9 protein-coding genes are annotated in these 17,773 nt (G+C 58.7%); 6 read left to right on the top strand and 3 right to left on the bottom strand.

Annotated elements, in window-relative coordinates; genetic code table 11:
• The first annotated feature begins 256 nt into the window (after positions 1-256).
• From BQ8011_RS01010 to BQ8011_RS00990, 5 genes are all read left to right on the top strand, one after another.
• A complete protein-coding gene (locus tag BQ8011_RS01010) occupies positions 257-6,343 on the top strand; it encodes an Ig-like domain-containing protein (protein WP_072456777.1) in 6,087 nt (2,028 codons plus the stop codon).
• 102 nt (positions 6,344-6,445) lie between these two features.
• On the top strand, positions 6,446-7,411 hold the full coding sequence (locus tag BQ8011_RS01005) for an AAA family ATPase (protein ID WP_034500429.1): 966 nt from the start codon (positions 6,446-6,448) through the stop codon (positions 7,409-7,411).
• A 42-nt stretch (positions 7,412-7,453) separates the two neighbouring features.
• Positions 7,454-8,755, top strand: coding sequence for a DUF58 domain-containing protein (locus BQ8011_RS01000; protein ID WP_231945329.1), 1,302 nt, complete (start codon positions 7,454-7,456; stop codon positions 8,753-8,755).
• Positions 8,755-11,262: a transglutaminase-like domain-containing protein gene (locus tag BQ8011_RS00995; RefSeq protein ID WP_072456774.1), complete on the top strand. Its 2,508-nt coding sequence runs from the start codon at positions 8,755-8,757 to the stop codon at positions 11,260-11,262. Before BQ8011_RS01000 ends, BQ8011_RS00995 begins: the two co-directional genes overlap by 1 nt.
• Positions 11,259-13,214 carry a serine/threonine-protein kinase gene (locus tag BQ8011_RS00990; RefSeq protein ID WP_083429960.1) on the top strand — a complete coding sequence of 652 codons (1,956 nt, stop codon included), beginning with the start codon at positions 11,259-11,261 and terminating at the stop codon, positions 13,212-13,214. The genes BQ8011_RS00995 and BQ8011_RS00990 overlap by 4 nt, the downstream gene beginning before the upstream one ends.
• Positions 13,215-13,330: 116 nt before the next feature.
• On the opposite strand, the gene BQ8011_RS00985 is transcribed toward BQ8011_RS00990, so the two are convergent.
• The 3 genes from BQ8011_RS00985 to BQ8011_RS00975 are packed head-to-tail and all read right to left on the bottom strand — an operon-like array spanning position 13,331 to position 17,237.
• Positions 13,331-14,623, bottom strand: a complete 1,293-nt coding sequence (locus BQ8011_RS00985) for a S8 family serine peptidase (protein ID WP_072456771.1) — start codon at positions 14,621-14,623, stop codon at positions 13,331-13,333.
• Positions 14,620-15,963 (bottom strand): type VII secretion protein EccB, encoded by a 1,344-nt coding sequence (gene eccB, locus BQ8011_RS00980; RefSeq protein WP_072456769.1) that lies wholly within the window; start codon positions 15,961-15,963, stop codon positions 14,620-14,622. The genes BQ8011_RS00985 and eccB overlap by 4 nt, the downstream gene beginning before the upstream one ends.
• Complete coding sequence (locus BQ8011_RS00975; protein WP_268753924.1) at positions 15,963-17,237, bottom strand: EsaB/YukD family protein; 1,275 nt, start codon at positions 17,235-17,237, stop codon at positions 15,963-15,965. Before BQ8011_RS00975 ends, eccB begins: the two co-directional genes overlap by 1 nt.
• A 215-nt stretch (positions 17,238-17,452) precedes the next feature.
• Between BQ8011_RS00975 and BQ8011_RS00970 the strand changes: the two genes are divergently transcribed.
• Positions 17,453-17,773 (top strand): WXG100 family type VII secretion target, encoded by a 321-nt coding sequence (locus tag BQ8011_RS00970; RefSeq protein ID WP_072456763.1) that lies wholly within the window; start codon positions 17,453-17,455, stop codon positions 17,771-17,773.

Here is a 17,773-nt window from a genome sequence, read left to right as displayed (position 1 = left end):
GTACGAGGCGGGGCGGGGGTCTGCGAGAATTGTTGCGCAGGCCCCCGCCCGGCTTGTGCGTCACTTGTCCACAGCGCTCAATACGTACATGAATGTAATTTCTTCGAAATTTTCCGCGAGATTCCGGGAAAAAGCTCGAAGGAGCCTGTGTGAAGTTGGACTTCAGTTCCTCAAATGAGGGCAGTGCGTGGGACACTAAAAGAGGTCAACTTTAAGAATCGACACCTCTATCCTGTCCAAGAGTGGTGAGAAGTAAATGAAGCAGAAGAAAAGTGTTCAGCGCAAGCGCATGAACCGACGCCGGATTCCGGCTGCGTTGGTTGCGGCTTTCACTGTCACTGTTTCGACTCTTGCCATTCTTCACCAGGGCGTGACGACCGCTGAAGTCGACGTCGATGACGGCGGCATTTGGGTGACGAATTCTTCGAAGAAACTCGTTGGCCACCTGAACTATGATTCCCGAATTCTCGATGGCGCTTTCCGAGCAAATACCACGGAATTTGATATCGGGCAGTCCGGAAACGATGTGACTTTTACCGATAAGACCGCTCACTCGGTTGCCCCGGTTGATGTTGCCCAGGTGTCACTGGGTGCTGCAACGTCTCTGCCCGAAAACGCGCGCGTTGTTCAGGGCGGCTCACGCTTGGCAGTCATGGATGCTTCAGGGGGACAGGTCTGGCTCTCCCAGGTATCGAGCCCTTCATCAACCGCCTACACAGATGAGGGCGCAGTTGCTACCGACATGGATCAAGGCGTTGCGACTGTTTCCCAAAAAGGCACTCTTTTTGCAATCTCCCCGCGCGCTGGACGACGAATCAGTGTGACTCGCGAGGGACAGCTTGACCGTCTCAAGTCCACCGACATTAAGGGACTATCGGCTAACGCCGAATTGGTGATGACCGCTGTTGGCGAGCAGCCGGTCGCCTTGGATACTCGCAACAGGGTTCTGGTTCTTCCCGATGGTTCCCTGCGCAATCTTGCAGATGATGGGATTAGCGCTTCCGTTACCCTCCAAGACGTCGGCCCTGATTCTTCTTCGGTCCTTCTTGCAACCGATCGTGAACTGATCTCGGTTCCCCTCAAGGGCGGTGCGGTCACGAAGATCCCGGCATCAAGTGACGGTTCTTCAGGAACTCCCGCACGTCCCGTTTTTCATAAGGGATGCGCGTATGGGGCGTGGGCAAAATCAGGCGCATATGTCCGTAACTGCACGGATCCCAGCCTGAATAGTCAGATGATCGTTGACTCCTTGAAGAAGGCAACGACGATCGTCTTTAGAACAAATCGCACTCGAATCGTCCTGAATGACACCACCTCGGGATCCGTATGGCTACCCGAACACAACATGGTCCTGATGGATGATTGGGATAAGCAGGATCCCAATCTCGATAAGAAGGAGAAGGAAGAAGATTCTCCTCAGATCACCGACCAGATTGCTGATCCCCAAAGACAAGATCACAACACTCCTCCCGACGCGGTCGATGATGAGTTTGGTATTCGCCCGGGACGCACAACTACTCTTCCCGTTCTGAACAACGACTCAGACGCAGATGGCGATGTTCTGACTGCTCGTCCAGTGACCGATCCCCAATTTGGTAAGGTCACGCGCACTCGTGGCGGCCGGGCGCTGCAGATTACGGATATTAGTGATACTCAAACAGGAAGTACCTCCTTCACCTACGAGGCCTCCGACGGTCAGGCAGTCGCTACCGCGAAGGTGACGGTGACCGTCCACCCGTGGGATATGAATTCTGGTCCCAAGCAGCTGCGCGATCCCGGTATCGCCCTGGGACACCGCGCGCAGATTGAATACAACGTTTTGACGGATTGGCAGGATCCGGACGGCGACCCGATCTTCTTGTCCAATGCGCGTGCCCCTGAAGGAATCGAACTGCAGTTCCGTGAAGAAGGAACCCTGCAGATCCGTGACCTGGGCGCCAGCGTTGGAGTCCACACGATCGCTTTGGAAGTTTCTGACGGTCGCGCAACCACTTCGGGGACCTTGACCGTCAATGTCCAAAATCCCGGTAACCTTCCCCCGGTCGCCAACGCGGACTTCTATGTCGCGCGTGCCGGCGAAATCACAACGATTTCTCCTTTGGCGAATGACACCGATCCCAACGGTGACAACCTCTCATTGGTTGCACTTTCTGTTGCTCCTGCAGGTAGCCAGATCACTCCGGATCTTGAACTGGGAACCGTCAACTTTGTCGCACAGGCCCCTGGCTCTTACCAGTTCACCTACACGGTGAGTGATGGCCCCGCGACCGCTTTGGGCGTGGTCCGAGTCGATGTTGTCCAAGTCGATGAACAGGCAGTTCCCGTCGCCGAAGACGACTTGGCAGTTCTACCAGCGGGCGGTTCTGCCCTTGTTGCCCCGCTGAACAATGACTCCGATCCTGCCGGTGGCGTGCTGGTCGTTCAGCAGGTTGAGGTTCCTGATGGCCTCGGACTGGAAGTCACCCTGGTAGATCGACACCTCTTGCGCATCACTGCGCCCGCAGGTCTGGATTCGTCAGTTTCTTTTGACTACGTGGTTTCCAACGGAACGAATACGGCTCGTGCACGTGTGACCGTTGTTCCCACGACTGCGGAAGATACGAAACTCCCGCCCGATCTCCAGCCTGACCGCACTCGCGTGCGCGTGGGAGATATCGCCTCGGTACCGGTGCTTGCCAATGACCGTTCTCCTTCAGGATTGAGCCTGAAGGTTGACCCGAGTCTTCAGTACACCCCGAACGAGGCCGTGGGCACGCCTTTCGTAACCGGTAACTTGGTCCGCCTCGAAGCCGGTAACACCCCCGGTGTCATGCACGTGGCCTACACGGTTCGCGATAGCGCCGGAAACATGGCAACGTCAACGGTTACTTTCGAGGTTCTGGAGAAGAATGGAACGAATGCTCAGCCTCAGCCGAAGGCATTGACTGCGTGGGCAGTCAGCGGTGAAACAACGCGAATTTCCGTGCCTTTGAACGGTATCGATCCCGACGGTGACTCGGTGACTCTTGTTGGAATCGAGCAATCCCCGACCAAGGGTACCGTCGAGCTCGGCGTCGATTGGCTGGAGTACACTCCTGCCCCGAATACCATTGGAACCGATATCTTCACCTACATCGTTGAAGACCGTCAGGGCAAGCAGGCCTCGGCGCGAGTCCGCGTTGGTATCGCGCCTCCGGCTACCTTGAATCAGCCGCCAACGGCAGTACCGGACACGGTTCTTACCCGTCCTAATAGGCAGCTCGGCGTCGCTGTCCTTACCAATGACATCGATCCCGATGGCGATACGATTTCGCTCGTTCCGGGTTCTTTGCAGACCTCGACGGAAGAGCTCAAGCCCGAAATTCACGGTAACTCCATCTTCCTGACGACTCCTGCCGCGGACGGCTCCTACTTGGTGTCCTACCAGGTTACGGATAATCGCGGCGGTGTTTCACGTGGCACATTGACCATTAACGTCGCCAGTGATGCTCAACTTCAACCGCCCATCGCGCGCGATGACGTCGTCTCGACCTCGCAGCTTCCCGCCAAGGGCGGAACTGTAAAGGTTTCGGTTTTGGCCAACGACGAGGATCCCGATGGGGATGTCAATAACCTCCGCGTCACGACGAAGGCTGAAGGTGTCGAGGTTTCTGGCTCTGACCTGGTGATTACTCCGAAGGAAGAGCGCATGCTGATCGTCTACACGATCACTGACGCTGATGGTTTAAGTTCCTCGGCGGTTGTGTCCGTCCCTGGACTGGAACGCAATCACCCGGCTATTGACACCACTAAGGTTCCCGTCAAGGTACGAGCCGGCGAAGATGTCTCCTTGGATATCGCCGACTACGTCATTGTTCGTGATGGTCGCAGCCCACGCATTACCAATGCCGCAACACTGCGTCCCTCCGCCGGCATCGATGAGGGAATGACGCTCAGCGATGACCGCCACGTTCACTTCCACGTGAATTCCGAGTGGTCTGGTAAGTCCTCCTTCTCCTTCGAAGTCTCCGATGGAGCGGCAGGGGACGACTCGGCGTTGACCTCGACACTGACTCTTCCCCTGAAGGTCGAGGCGACCCAAAACCAGCCTGTCACTTTCGTTCCGACCGGGGTCAGGGTCGCTGCAGGTGAAGAAGCTACCGCAGTCGATCTGGCACAGATGGTGCGTGACCCGGAAGGCGCGGATCCTGCGGGCTTCAAGTACGAGATTTCGAACCTCCCCGAGGGCGTGGCAATTAGCCTTGACGGACACACCTTGCTGGTGCGCGCCGATGTCGACCGTGCCAAGGGTCCGGTTGGCATGGTGACTGTCAGCGTTGATGATGGCGCCGGTGCGGTCAGCGGTCAGCTGCCCATCACGGTTGTCGCATCGACCCGCCCCCTCATCCAGGTTTCCGACGCGCTCTTGGAGACAGCGCGATCGGGCGGCCTCGAAGTCGTTGATCTGACTCGTTACACGATCAACCCCTTCCCGGGAACGCCCATTCGCGTTGTCGGTGCCTCAATCCAAATTGGTGAAGGGACCGTCGATCCTCAGGGCACCAACCTGAATATCACCCCCGCTGTTGGATTCCGTGGGCAGATGACGGTTAGGTACCGTTTGATGGATGCGACCGGTGACCCGGACCGTATCGTCGAAGGCAAGGTACGCCTCGTTGTCCGTGACCGTCCCGATGCTCCGACGAACGTCTCGGTCACGGCGACCGGCCCCGGTTCTGCTCTGGTCACCTTCCAGGCGGGAGCAGATAACGGTGCGACCATTACGGGATTCACGGCGACGGACCGTGCAACCGGCCGCAGCTATTCCTGCGAGTCTGGCTCATGTCAGTTGAATGGCCTTGAGAACGGTGTTCGCCACTCCTTCACGGTTGTCGCACACAACGCGGTCGGTACCTCCGATCCTTCGGCTGCTTCGGCTGAAGTTCTCATTGATATGCGTCCTGAAGCGCCACTTCCTCCGACCGTCGAGCCTGAAAACGGTGCAATTATCGTGCGTTGGAGGCCCCCGACGAACCAGGGATCGGCAATCAAGAGCTACACGCTTTACGTCTACGAGAACGGTGGTGCGCGCCAGATTGAGGTCCCCGGAAATGTGACCGAATACCGAGTCGATGGTCTGCGCAACGGTCAGACCTACTCGGTTGCGATCTCGGCGCGTAACGGTGCAGAAGAGCCTTCGCCGACGTCACAGAACTCGCAGAAGGTCATTCCCTTCGGACCGCCTGAGCGTACCGACGGTATTCGCGTCGAGAACCTCGGTGGTTCAGGTGACCGCGGACGTGTCCGCTTCACGTGGCCGACCCCCAACGCGAATGGTGCGGAAATCACCCGCTACACCATCGAGGTGAACGGTCGCTCCGTTGGTGAAGTTGGTGGAGATAAGAACGAGTACACTGCGGAACTCGCCACCGGTGAGAACTACCATGTGAAGATCCGGGCCTACAACTGGCGCGATCAAAGCTCGGATTCATCTGAGGTTGCCTTCCAGGTCTACACCTCGCCTCTGAACCCGAATGTGTCGTCCTTCTCTTCAACCGCAACGGGCGAGCACGGAATGACCAAGGTGAACGGCCTCGCTGTCGTACCCGGTCAGGGCTTCAATAACCGCAACCTGCACTTGGAGTGGTCGCGAAGCTCTGGCGGAAATGGGCAGTGGAATTCTGTGACCAGCGGCGAAACCATCAACGTCGGAGCTGATGGCGACATTCAGATTTTCATCCGCCAGGTTGGAAATGTGAACGGCCAAGATGTGCCCGGTAACGCTGTGCCCGTCACGGTAAAGGCAAACTCGAAGCCGGCACCTCCCACGTACAGCATGGTTCTGAACGGTACCTCAGTCGTCGTTAGCTGGGATGCAACCCCGCCTGCTGGCTACCTTGCCCCAGATGAAGTCATCCTCTGGTACAAGGACTCGTCAGGCCCTGCCAGCCCCACGCAGGGCAAGGTCCTGCAGGGAAGCGCAACTTTGAACCCAAGTGGTGGGCAGGTCCTCGAGGTTTCTGTCGGTTCTCAAAACTCTTTGGGAACGACTTGGGGTCGTCTCTCGGGAACCAACATTGAGACCGCAAAGATTAACATTCCCGGTACATTCAGCGGTTCAACATCTCAATGCACCGCCGCGAATGCTCGTGGGGCAGAGCTAGCGGAATGCCAGATGGTCAGCATTACATTGCCCTCGACATGGGCAAGTGACGCGGTGCCACTGCGATGCTCGATGTGGGATGACTTCTCGCAGAGCTACGCGACCTTCACTCCTCGAGGAGGACCAAATTCCACCTTCGAAACGGGCGTTCGACTCAGTAAGGCAAATTCGGGTAATCTTCCGATTTTGCTCAGCCGAGTCACATGCGCAGTTGCGAGGTAGCCGTGACGCCACCTCTCTCCGCCCCGCGCGGGGCACCGAGTCCCGCCACCCACAATCAATATGCACATCACTCGAAACTGAAAGATGAATGGAGTCCCTCCCATGGCGCTTAGCACGCAAGATGCCCAGCGTTTCGCAGAAACCTTCGCTGGCCTCGTCGGCGGTATTTCTCAGGCGCTTCTGGATAAAGAACCAGTGATCCGCCTGGCACTGACAACCATGTTCGCCGGGGGACACCTCCTTCTGGAAGATGCGCCGGGTACAGGAAAGACCGCTCTTGCTCGCGCGATTGCTGCGACCATTGCGGGTACTCATTCGCGTATTCAGTTCACGCCCGACATGCTCCCCAGTGACATCACCGGCGTGAATGTCTACGACCAGAAGAACAACGAGTGGCATTTCCGCTCGGGCCCGATCTTCGCTTCCATCGTCTTGGCTGACGAAATCAACCGTGCCTCGCCCAAGACTCAGTCCGCTCTCCTGGAAGTCATGGAAGAAGCGCAGGTCACCGTCGATGGCGTGACTCACGCTGCGCCTCGCCCCTTCATGGTGATTGCAACGCAGAACCCTGTGGAGCAGGCGGGAACGTATCCGCTCCCCGAAGCTCAGCTTGACCGTTTCTTGATGAAGGCCTCGGTTGGCTATCCCTCGCGTGCAGCCATGGCGGAAATCCTCGACGGTTCGGCAGCCCCGGACCGCTCCAAGCGCCTTAAGCCCCTGTTGGATAGTGGTCAGGTTGTGCGCTTGGCGGATTTGGCCGCGCAGACCTACACCGAGCGCGCCGTGCTCGAGTACGTTGCTGCCCTTGCCGAGGCCACGCGCGAAGATGACAGCGCAACCTTGGGTGTGTCGACCCGTGGCGCCATCGGCATGGTCCGGTGCGCGCGCGTGTGGGCAGCCGCTCAGGGCCGCCACTTCGTCCTCCCCGATGACATCAAGGCGCTCGCTGCACCTGTGTGGGCACACCGTATCGTTGTTGACCCGGATGCGGCCTTCTCGGGAGCGACCGCGCAGGGCGTGATTGCTCGCGCACTGTCTTCGGTTCCCGCCCCGGCGGTGAGCGCCTGACAATGCGCGTATCGCTGCAGTATCGAGTAAAGGTGGGTGATCGTGGGTAAGCACTCTTCTGGTAAGCGTGCTGAGAAGCGCTCATCCTTGGCCTCGGCGCGCGCAAATCTGCGTGAATCTCTGAGCGGGCTCCGCCAGGGCATTGCTCGTTTTGCGCACTCCGTTGCCTCGGCTCCAGGCATGAAGTACTTGCGCCATGGCGCGCGCTCGGTGACTTCTGTCGGTTGGGCTGTTGGTGCCTCGGTACTCCTTGCTGCACTCGTCTCATACCTGTGGGGTTGGGTCGAAGCATTCTTCATCGGCTGCGCAGGTGCGGGTGCTCTCCTTATTGCCATCATCTGGGTGATTGTTCCTTCCCCTCACAAGGTCTCGATTCGTCTTCCGCGTCAGCGCATTGTTGCCGGGCAGACGGCCGTCGGCGAAATTACCGCAGAAAACACCTCGGATCGCCGTGCGCGCAGCGGTCTGATCGAGCTTCCTATTGCGTCCTCGGCTTTGCAGTTCTTGGTCCCGCCTTTGGGTGGTCGTGAGGTATGGAGTGAGGTTTTCTCGGTCGTTACTCACCGCCGTGGCGTTGTCACCGTCGGTCCCGCTCGCGCGCTTCGAGCCGATCCCTTGGGTTTGATTCGTCGTATCGGCACCTGGTCTAAGCCTGTGATTTTGTACGTTCACCCCAAGACGATCCGTATTCCTTTCGATGCCACGGGTATTCACGCGGACGTCGAAGGCGTGACGACCGCGAAACTATCCTCGTCGGATGTGTCTTTCCATGCCTTGCGCGATTACGTTCCCGGTGATGACCGGCGTAATGTGCACTGGCCGATGAGTGCACACACGGGCCGCTTGGTTGTTCGCCAATTCGAGGAAACGCGTCGTTCTCACCACCTGATCATTTTGGATACCCGTCTTGGACAGTGGAGTGACCGAGATTCCTTCGAAAATGCGGTGTCGGTTGCGGCTTCGCTTGCTGTTGCAGATATGGCTGCCTCTCGAAATGTGTCACTATCGACCGTCACCGATTGGGTGACAACGACTGCCGCGACGCGCATGTTGGATGCCCTGTGTGCGATTCAGGATTCTGGGGAGGAAGACCTGATAGCTCGCCTGCGCGAGGCCATCGCGAAGCGCCCGGGACTTTCCGTCGTCACCGTCGTTGTCGCCCCGACTGTCGATGACAATCAGGCGTCGCAGTTACTCAATGCGATTCCGATCGATGTGCGCAGTGCGGTTGTCCGAGTTCGCCCGGGACACCCGAAGATGCGTCGTTTGAGTCATGGAACTTTGGCGGATTGTCCTACGCTTGAGGATCTGCCTCGACTGGTAGCAGCGGGGGGTCTGTCCTGATGACAACATCGACACAAGGCCTTCATCTTGATGCGCGCGCGGGTTTCCAAGTATCGCGCGCCGGTTTGCCCGCCTGGTTCCTCATCGGCCTGGTTGCGCTTTTCCTTCCAACAATCTGGATTCACGAGGCCGTCTTCGGATCGTGGGCTGGCTTGCGTGCCGCCGGCGCTGGCGTTGCTGCGGGACTTTTCGTTGCGTGGGTCTCGTCCTTCTGGCGTTGGGATACGATCTCTTCGATTGCGGGGCTCATTGCGACCCACTTCCTTGTTGGTGGAGTGGCTGCTTATCCCTCGACGACTTTCTATGGCCTTCCGACCGCCCGGACCCTGCAGCTCTTGGTTTTACAGGTCGTGTATTCGTGGAAAGACCTGTTAACTGTTACCCCTCCGGCCTCGGCGTACATCGGTCCCACGATGGTTCCGTGGCTGACGGGACTCCTGTGTTCTTTCATCGCAGCTCTCCTCGTTCTGCGGTCAGGACGCGCGATCGCGGCGGTTCTTCCTGTTGCGATCATGGGCATTGTTGGCATCGCGTGGGGTAAAGGTGGAACTTTCCCGAATATCTACCTGGTCGCTGTGTGGTGGGCGCTTGCCTTGGGCTGGTGCGCGTGGGCAGGACAGTATCGTCGCCTCGAGGCCGGTCTAGACGTTCGCGTCGGAGGAGCGATCGATGCCGATGCGGCAACGACCCTGGGTGAAACAACTCGGGGAAGGTCGCAGGGCACGATCCACGTGGGACGCCAAATTGCGGGCGGGCTCTTGGTAATTGCCCTGGTTGCGGGCGCAGCTGTCCCACTGACGAACCTTTATGGCCCGTGGTATTCGCGCATCGTTCTGCGTGATGTCGTTCAACCCCCGTTGGATGCTCGCCAGTATCCTTCGCCTCTGTCTGCTTTCCGTCACTACAATGTGGACCTCAAAGAAGACACATTGATTCACGTGGATGGTTTGCCCGAGGGTGCGCGCGTGCGTATCGGTGTCATGGATAGCTACGACGGCACCACGATGACCATGTTGTCTCCGGGTAGGGGACCGTCAAACGGCTATATTCACGTGGGATCGACCTTGCCCCAGCACAAGCCTGTTGAGGGTAGCTCAAGTGCCCAGATGTCCTTGAAGACCTCGCAGCTTTTGGGGCCGTGGGTTCCCATCGTGGGAACCCCCTCGACTATCGTCTTCAACCAGGACACATCGGCCTCAGGTACTCAAGCAACCGCGCAAGCGACGACTCTTCAGGACGGTCTTTACTACGATGCGTGGGCTAATGCCGCGCTGTCGACCACGAAGAATGTCCAGGGCGGGAACATGGAGTACTCCACGGAGTCGATGATCGTTCCGATCTGGTCTGATGGTCAGCTTTCCGGAACTCACGCCGTGCCCTATACCGGTGGAGACACCAGTGTCCCAGACGAAATTCGTGAGTTTGCGACGCAGAAGTCTGCTGCCGAGCAGGGTGACCTCGCTAAAGCTCGAGCGATCGAACGTCACCTGAAGGAAAAGGGCTTCTACGAGAACGCCGATGATCCCAAGTCCCGCCCGGGTAGCCGTGCGGACCGTTTGACTCGCATGCTCGAGAGCGAGCAGATGGTCGGTGACGATGAGCAGTACTCCGTGCTCATGGCCCTCATGCTGCACAGCTTGGGCATGAACGCTCGCGTTGTCATGGGCGCCTACCCGAATGACTCGAAGGGTGGAGACATTGACCTGCGCGGTTCGGATGTGCACGCGTGGGTTGAGGTTGAATTCCAGGGTGTTGGCTGGGCGATTTTTGACCCGACTCCGCCCAGGGATCAGAAGCCGATTACAGAGGAAACTCGTCCTCGCTCGGTCCCGCGTCCCCAGGTGCTCCAACCCCCGGAGCCTCCCGAAGAACCGGCAGATCTTCCGCCTTCGACGTCGGACCGCGGTTCGGATTCGAATGATGATTCTCGTTTGAAGATCCCGTGGGGAGCTATTGCAACCGGTGGCGGTGTTCTTGCCTTGCTGACGGTTCCGTTGCTTGCCATTCTTGTGGCGAAGAGTCGTCGCCGTAAGAAGCGTCGCGGGGCTGTGCCTTCGCGTGCGCTTACGGGTTCGTGGGATGAGGTTGTTGATCTTGCGCGCGATGCGGGCGTTGTCGTTCCAACCGATATGACTCGCCAGGAGGCCGCGTGGATGCTCACCTCTTCGCCTTTGTGGCCGGCGAGTGCCGCGAAGCCAGGATCGATGTCGAACGCGCAGTGGTACCAGTTTGGTGAGGAATTGCCCAGACCAGTACGCGTTGCGCGTGCGGCCGATACCGCGGACTTCTCCGGTGACGAGGCCCTTGCGCAGCAGGCCGATGAATCGTGGCAGATCGTTGATGAACTCAGCAGTGAGCTGAAATCGAATGCGTCGCGTTGGACCAGGATTCGTCGCGCCCTATCTGTGACCTCCTTGAGCGCACGCTACCGCCAAAAGCATGGAGCATCTCCGCTTGGGGTGCTTCGTCGACGCCTCCGCCATCCTTTTAGAGGACACCAGTCATGACGCCTTCGGTTCCAGCACGTCGTCTTCCGCCCCCGGAACTGCCCGGTCACACCTGGCTGCGTTCGCTTGGTTCGGGTGGTTTCGCGGACGTGCACCTGTATCGTCAAGAACAGCCTGCGCGCGAAGTTGCCGTGAAGGTTGCGCGCTCGGTGGGCGATCAGGTGGAGTATGCGCAGATTCGCCACGAGGCCGATGTGATGACCTCCATCGCCGGCCATCCCGCCGTGGTGGAGTTGTATTCCATTGGAACCTCTCCAGATGGTCGCCCCTACCTGGAGATGGAGTTTTGCCCAGTAGCGAATGTGGCCGAGCAGGTACGGCGAATGCCCTTGGCCGTGGATCGCGCGCTTGACGTCGTGATCAGGCTGTGCGGCGGCGTCGAAATGCTGCACCGCAATGGCTATGTTCATCGCGATATTAAGCCCGCGAACGTCATGTTCGATTCCTACTCCTACCCGGTGTTGGGTGACTTTGGTGTTGCTGCTCGCATCGGCGCTCTGGAGAAGGGGAGCTTGGATGGTTTTTCTGTTCTTTGGGCGCCTCCGGAACAGCACAATCGTTCGACTCATGCGCATCCGACCCAGGACGTCTGGGCGCTCGCAACGACGCTGTGGACCTTCCTGAGTGGTCGTAGTCCTTTCGAGGACCCGGTTGGTGACAATAGCGCAGCTTCTGTTGCTGCCCGTGTGTACGAGGGGCGAATTCGTGGTCTTTCGCGCCCCGACGCCCCCAAGGAACTCGAGCGGGTCCTGCGCCACGCGATGCAATTGGATCCTCGAAAGCGAACCTCTTCTGCCGCCGAGTTAGGCCGTCAGCTCCAGGAAATCCAGACGCTCATGGGACGTCCTGTGACGAAGATGGAGTTGCGCGATGGAAATGCGCTCTCCAGTTTTGGTGGGCAGGCTGCATCGGGGTCTTCGTCGGACTCTTCTGCGTCATGGAATGCGGACCAGTCGGATCAATTTTCTGGGGGAGCCGTTCAAGACGAGGCAACGCGTCTTCGTGCGATGCCATCGATTGACGCGGAGCGTACGCGCCTGCGTCCATCTTCTGTGGATCTTCGCCCCTCCTCGGCTCCCGATTATTCCTTTACTTCGCCCGCACCTACCGGGGGCGGGGCTGGCGGCGATGTTCCTGCCAGCCCGGCCTCGGCCTCGGGGATCAATGCAGCTCAGGAGGGTGCTTCAGGTGCAGCGCCAACGCAAGCCGGCGCTACCGAACTTGGGGATCCCTCCGCAGCTAATCCGCAGATGGGCCAGGCGCCTGCAGCTGAGGGAGGGGCGAGTGAGGCGTTTGGGGCGGGCTATGCGCCTGCGCCGGACTCGTGGCGAGCTCCAGGGCATACGACCGAGAACACTTTCGATACCTCGCATCCCTTGGGATATCTGCCAGATGGTCGATCTTCGGGCCCGAAGAGAATTATCGCGATCGTTGCGCTTGTCATCTTGGGAATGGTTGTTTTAGGCGCTGTTATTGTCGCAATGCTGACGGGCGGCGGGAAGATCGTCGGTGTCGGCGATACGACCCCGACTCCCTCCACAAGCGTCACGACAAGCGCGCAAGGAGAAGACCCCGTTTCCGTTCCTCCGCCGGCGGTCGAGCAGCTCGTTGCCCGCGTAAACGGGGACAACATTCAGTGGAGTTGGACGGATCCCGCGGCTGCTTCCTCTTCGGCTGGCCGCAGGCGCTACGTTTACACGGTGAGTAAGCCCGGCCAAGATGATGTTGTTGCGGATACTCGTCAGAATGCGGTTTCCGTGAAGACCGTTCCCGGTGACGTGTGCATCGAGGTTGTTTCGGTGGCTGAAAATGGCCGTTCTTCGCAGCCGACGAAGGCTTGCGTGAAGATTGGAGACGATGGGCAGCTGATCGAGCAGCCCACTCCGAGCCAAAGTGCACAGAAGAGCGCTCAACCGAGCACTCCGTCAACGACTCAATCCAGCGCTCACTAGGCGGCGGGAAGAACGACCGAGAGTGCGAAGAACGGCCGGGACTCCGCAGAAGAGAACCCCGGGTGCTTCACTCGTTGCGCGCTCCGACCGCTCGCGGCGCTCCCGACCCGCTCGCCCTACTCGTCTTTCGCGCGGAGCCGGCGGATCAGCAGGACTGCGATGACAATGGTTAGTCCCGCACCGGAAATTCCGAGTGCCCACAGTCTGCGCGGAGTCGTCGTATCAACGGGGAGATCCGGTTTAACTATGACCGGGTTCGCGGTTTTTTGGATCGGCGGGTAGATCGGGTTTTGGGGCCCGGGCATGGTCCCGTCGTTGACAAAATTGAGCGCATTGAAGGGGGCGACGATTCCCCACCCTTCCTCGGCGGTGCGCTGCGAAGGCGAGCTGCGCAAGGCGGTTGCGAGGAGCCGGTACTTCCACTGGTCTGGTGTTTCATCGGGATAGCGCGCTGCGATCAGTGCAGTGATTGCGCCCATGTATCCCGTTGCGTACGAGGTCGATGCACCTTGAGCGGCGAACATACAGTCACCGTTGGCGAAGAAGGTGGTTGCGATCTGTGCACCGGGAGCCGCGATTTCAACGTGCGTTCCGTGGACGACAGACTGACTGGGGTTACCTTGCGCATCAACGGCGGTCACGGACAGGGCCTCGGGGTATCCCGCGGGGAAGCGGACCGCTGTGTCTTGCGAACCCGAGTTCGCATTCTGTTCGACGTTTCCAGCCGAGGCGACCACCAGCGCTCCCTTGGAGTGCGCGTATTGGGTTGCTGTGCGCAGGGCGACATCATCAGAGGTCAAGGATTGCGGGACAACGATCACGCGAATTCCCTGATCTGCAGCCCAACGAATACCGTCGGCTGTTCGCGCAGCTGTCGGCCCCTTGCCCGCGCGCTTGGCGTCGTCGCTCGAGTCGACGTAGACGCGCACGGGGACGATCGTGGATTGCGGGGCAAAACCAACGACGCCTGAACCTGAGACTTCTCGCGCGGCAATTTGTCCGGCGATCGCGGTGCCGTGCCCGAAGGAGTCCTTTCGCCCGTCGCCGGATTCGACGAGGTCAACGCCGGGTTCTACCACATCCTTAAAGTGTGCGTTGCCCGCGGCGACTCCGGAATCAACCAGTGCAACGCGAACGTTTCCACGCGAGAGTTCCAGTGCCTCTTTCATTCCGAGGAAGGAATACGCGGAGGGAGCTTGGGCGAGCCACTTGTCGACGCCGATTTGGCAGGGTTCTTCCGGCGCCTTCGAGGGCCCGTTTCCTGCCTTGGGCTGTGAGTGCTCGTTTTCGGAGGCACTCTGAGTGCTTTCCGGTGTCGGCGTGTCAGCGTTGGCAGCGGGGATTGCTGCGCCTGCAAAGAGGGCAAGCACAGCACAGGATCCGAAGAGAGCCTTTTTGACGCGTGTCACTGAGCACCCACCGTTTCCCATGCGGCACTCGAGGTGAGTTCTTGCCCTTCGGGGATCAGTGCGAGCCACGCTGCGGGTAGGGGAGAGACCGCGTTTTCGGGCAGGCCGAGTCGCGCTAGCGAATCTGCCGGGTTTGATCCCAGCCCGTGTGCCTTGCCGAGGTCGGAGACGAAGATGACCGGTCCTGCCGCGCCGCCAGATGAGGCTCGAACCAGGGCGCCGGAACCACCGCGAACGTTGATATCGCGCGGCTTAAGTTGGGCCATTTGGGTGGTCGAGAGGGACATGAGCTTCGTCGAGGCCTGGGAATGGTTGATGGTCAACTGCGCGCAGGGCAGCTCATCGCCGCCGAGGACCTCGCCAACTTGAGTGGGCCAGTCGGCGGGAATGATTCCCTGGGTGGAGACGTTCAGCGATGCGAGCTCTGAGAGGTCAATCATGAGGTTTTGCGGGCTTCCGCGATCTGCCCACGAGGCCTGGTAGAGCTTGTAGGAGAAGTCCGTGAGCGGGGTGATCGTTCCGTCGCCGGTGATGACGTAGCGCCTGGGCGTGCCTGATTCATCAACTTCGATCAGTGTTCCGACCTGTGCGGCCGTGATTCGTGATGACATTCCCGACACGGGGCGGCCCAAGTTGGGGATGTTGAGCGGGGCCAATGTTGACCCTTCGGTGAACAAACTCAGCCAGCTTGCACTGACCGGGGTGACGTTACGTCCCGATAGATCCAGGACGTTAATAATGGCTTGAGACCGCGCAGGATCGATGGGGTAGCGGACGCCGCCTGAGACCAGGTAGAGACGGCCTTCGTTTGATACCAGTGCGGTGTTGGCGTTTTGGAGCCCATCGGGGTTACCAGCGACCCAAGTTTTCATACCTGAGGACGAGGCGCAGGACGTCCACTCGTAGGAATGAAGCTGGGAGGCTGCAGGGATATCGTCGGGGACATCGCTCAGTCCGATCGCACTTCCTCGCGGAATACCTTCAAGTGAGGAGGTCGCGACCGACGAGGTCACCATCTTGCCGTTCTCACTGAGAAGCTTCGCGGAAGTGACATTGGAAATCGGGCGCAGGGTTCCTTCGATGGAGTAGTAGCGTGCGCCTTCGCCCTTGGTGATGATCAGGTGTGAGTTTTCCCAGCCTGATGGCAATGTCGGCAAGAAGCGTCCAATTGCCACTGCGATCAAGACGACAACAGCGGCTATGGATGCTCCAACGATGAGCGGGCGAGTGGTCGATTTTGATTCGAGTTCCTTGCCTCCCGGAGTGCCCGAAGTGAAGGCGGTGACCAGTCTGCGGCGGTTGAATCGCTGGGCTTCGAGGATGTCCTTATTAGATGGCATTAGAGCACTCCCCACACCAAAGTTGCGATCGGCACTAGTGCAAGCATGCTGACAAGAGAAAGTGCGTCAGCGATTCGAGTGACCCATGGGCGCATCTTGGGATCAATAACGGTCAGTGCCAGGACCAAGCCGGTTGCGACGAAGAGAAGCAAAACGACGGGAATGAGTGCCTGAGGCATCAAGACTGCGCTTCCGATTGCGCCGCTGAGAATCAGGATGATTCCCAGAAGTGCACCGATAAGAACTTCGGTGCGTGAGCGCAGTGAGCGCGTTGAGAGCAAGAGCGCAACACCGGCACAGATCAGGAGGAGCAGTGAGTAGCGCGTATCGAGGAGGAGTGGGATACAGATCAGGCTTCCCAGTGAAGCACCAGTTTTGAGGGAAACGGTCAGAATATAACCCTCGTGAACCTTGTGGACGACCTCGTAGGGATCGATGGTTTCTTGGATTCCTGTCACGCGCACAGGAATTCTGGCCATGGCAAACCAGGGTGCGATCAAAATAAGCACTATTAATAAGGTATAGACCGCACTTGCTGCGCGTTGCGTGGAAAGGTGTGCGAAGCCAGTCAATAGGCCAATTGCTGTGGCCGAGAAACCGTAGGTGAGCGGTGCCGTGACGGATCCGCGCAGGGCTTTCGGGAGGACGACAAGGAGTACCGAGGCGCTCAGCATCGCTGCAATTCCAAAGCCTGCAAGGGGAAGACCTGACCAAGAGCCGGGAATTGCGCTCATGACAGCTGCGCCCGCGAGGATCGGAATTGAGTGGGCAAGAGATAGGGGTGCGAGGCGTGAGGAGTTGCGTGCGATGACTGCGCAGGCGAGGGAAGCGAGGACTGCGCCGGATAATCCGACGATGAGTCCCATGGTGCTTCCGCGGCCGCCTGTGAAGATGAGGACGGCTGCTGTGAGGACTAAAAGCGCAGAAGCATGTGTGCTAAGATCGACCGAATTGTCAGAATTCCACGGAGCCTGATCATTTTCGACCGCGGTTCCCACCGCTTCCACCAGGTCGTCATAGCGCAAATCCTGTGTGCTGTCGCCAATTTTCGACAGAATCAGAACGGATCCTGCTTGGATTCCCTGATTGATCAGAGTCTGGCTTTGGTCGAGGACCTTGCCCTGAGAATTCGTAATTCGGTAGCCCTGAGAGGCAGAACTCGCAGATAATTGTGTGATTTGCGACACAATATTTGGGGCAAATTCTGCCAGTGCAACGTTGGTCGGCACCGACATGTCGACGGTGTTCTCACCCATGCGAATGCTAACGGGCATAAGGGCTGGAGGCCTGGATGCGGTAGTGCTTGCCATGAGGTTCCTTTGCTCAATAGTGCTGTCTTAAGCCTAGCTGGTTTCATGAAACCTGTATTTGCATTCCCAGATCGCTTCGATAATGTAATACCTGACATCGAGATTGTGCCCTCCGTTACAGGGTCTCAATCGCATAGAGAACTTCGGGGAAACCCGAACAACAATTAGGAGGGTGAACTGTGAGCGGTGCAAATATTTCTGCTGAACAAGCGAACTATAATGCAATCCGTAAGGCGGTGAGCAGTCTGCAGGCGGATATCAATGCTCTGAACGGTCAGGTCCGCAATGAAGTAGAGACCGTGGCTGCAAGCTGGCAAGGTGGAACATCGCAGGCATTCCGTTCGATTATGAATGACTGGAACGAAGGTTCGAATAGGGCAACGACGGCACTCACTGAGTTTGACCAATCGCTTGCCTCTGTCAGCGCCCAAACTATTCAGAACGAACAAGATGCCCAGCAGGCTGTTGCCAAGACCGGCGTAACCATGCTGAACATGTGA

Source organism: Actinomyces marseillensis, assembly GCF_900155605.1.
GTDB lineage: Bacteria > Actinomycetota > Actinomycetes > Actinomycetales > Actinomycetaceae > Pauljensenia > Pauljensenia marseillensis.
This window is presented reverse-complemented; position numbering and strand designations above follow the sequence as displayed.

Coding starts and splice junctions, on each gene's coding strand:
- BQ8011_RS01010 (WP_072456777.1), top strand. CDS start 257: ATGAAGCAGAAGAAAAGTGTTCAGCGCAAGCGCATGAACCGACGCCGG.
- BQ8011_RS01005 (WP_034500429.1), top strand. CDS start 6,446: ATGGCGCTTAGCACGCAAGATGCCCAGCGTTTCGCAGAAACCTTCGCT.
- BQ8011_RS00995 (WP_072456774.1), top strand. CDS start 8,755: ATGACAACATCGACACAAGGCCTTCATCTTGATGCGCGCGCGGGTTTC.
- BQ8011_RS00990 (WP_083429960.1), top strand. CDS start 11,259: ATGACGCCTTCGGTTCCAGCACGTCGTCTTCCGCCCCCGGAACTGCCC.
- eccB (WP_072456769.1), bottom strand. CDS start 15,963: ATGCCATCTAATAAGGACATCCTCGAAGCCCAGCGATTCAACCGCCGC.
- BQ8011_RS00975 (WP_268753924.1), bottom strand. CDS start 17,237: ATGCCCGTTAGCATTCGCATGGGTGAGAACACCGTCGACATGTCGGTG.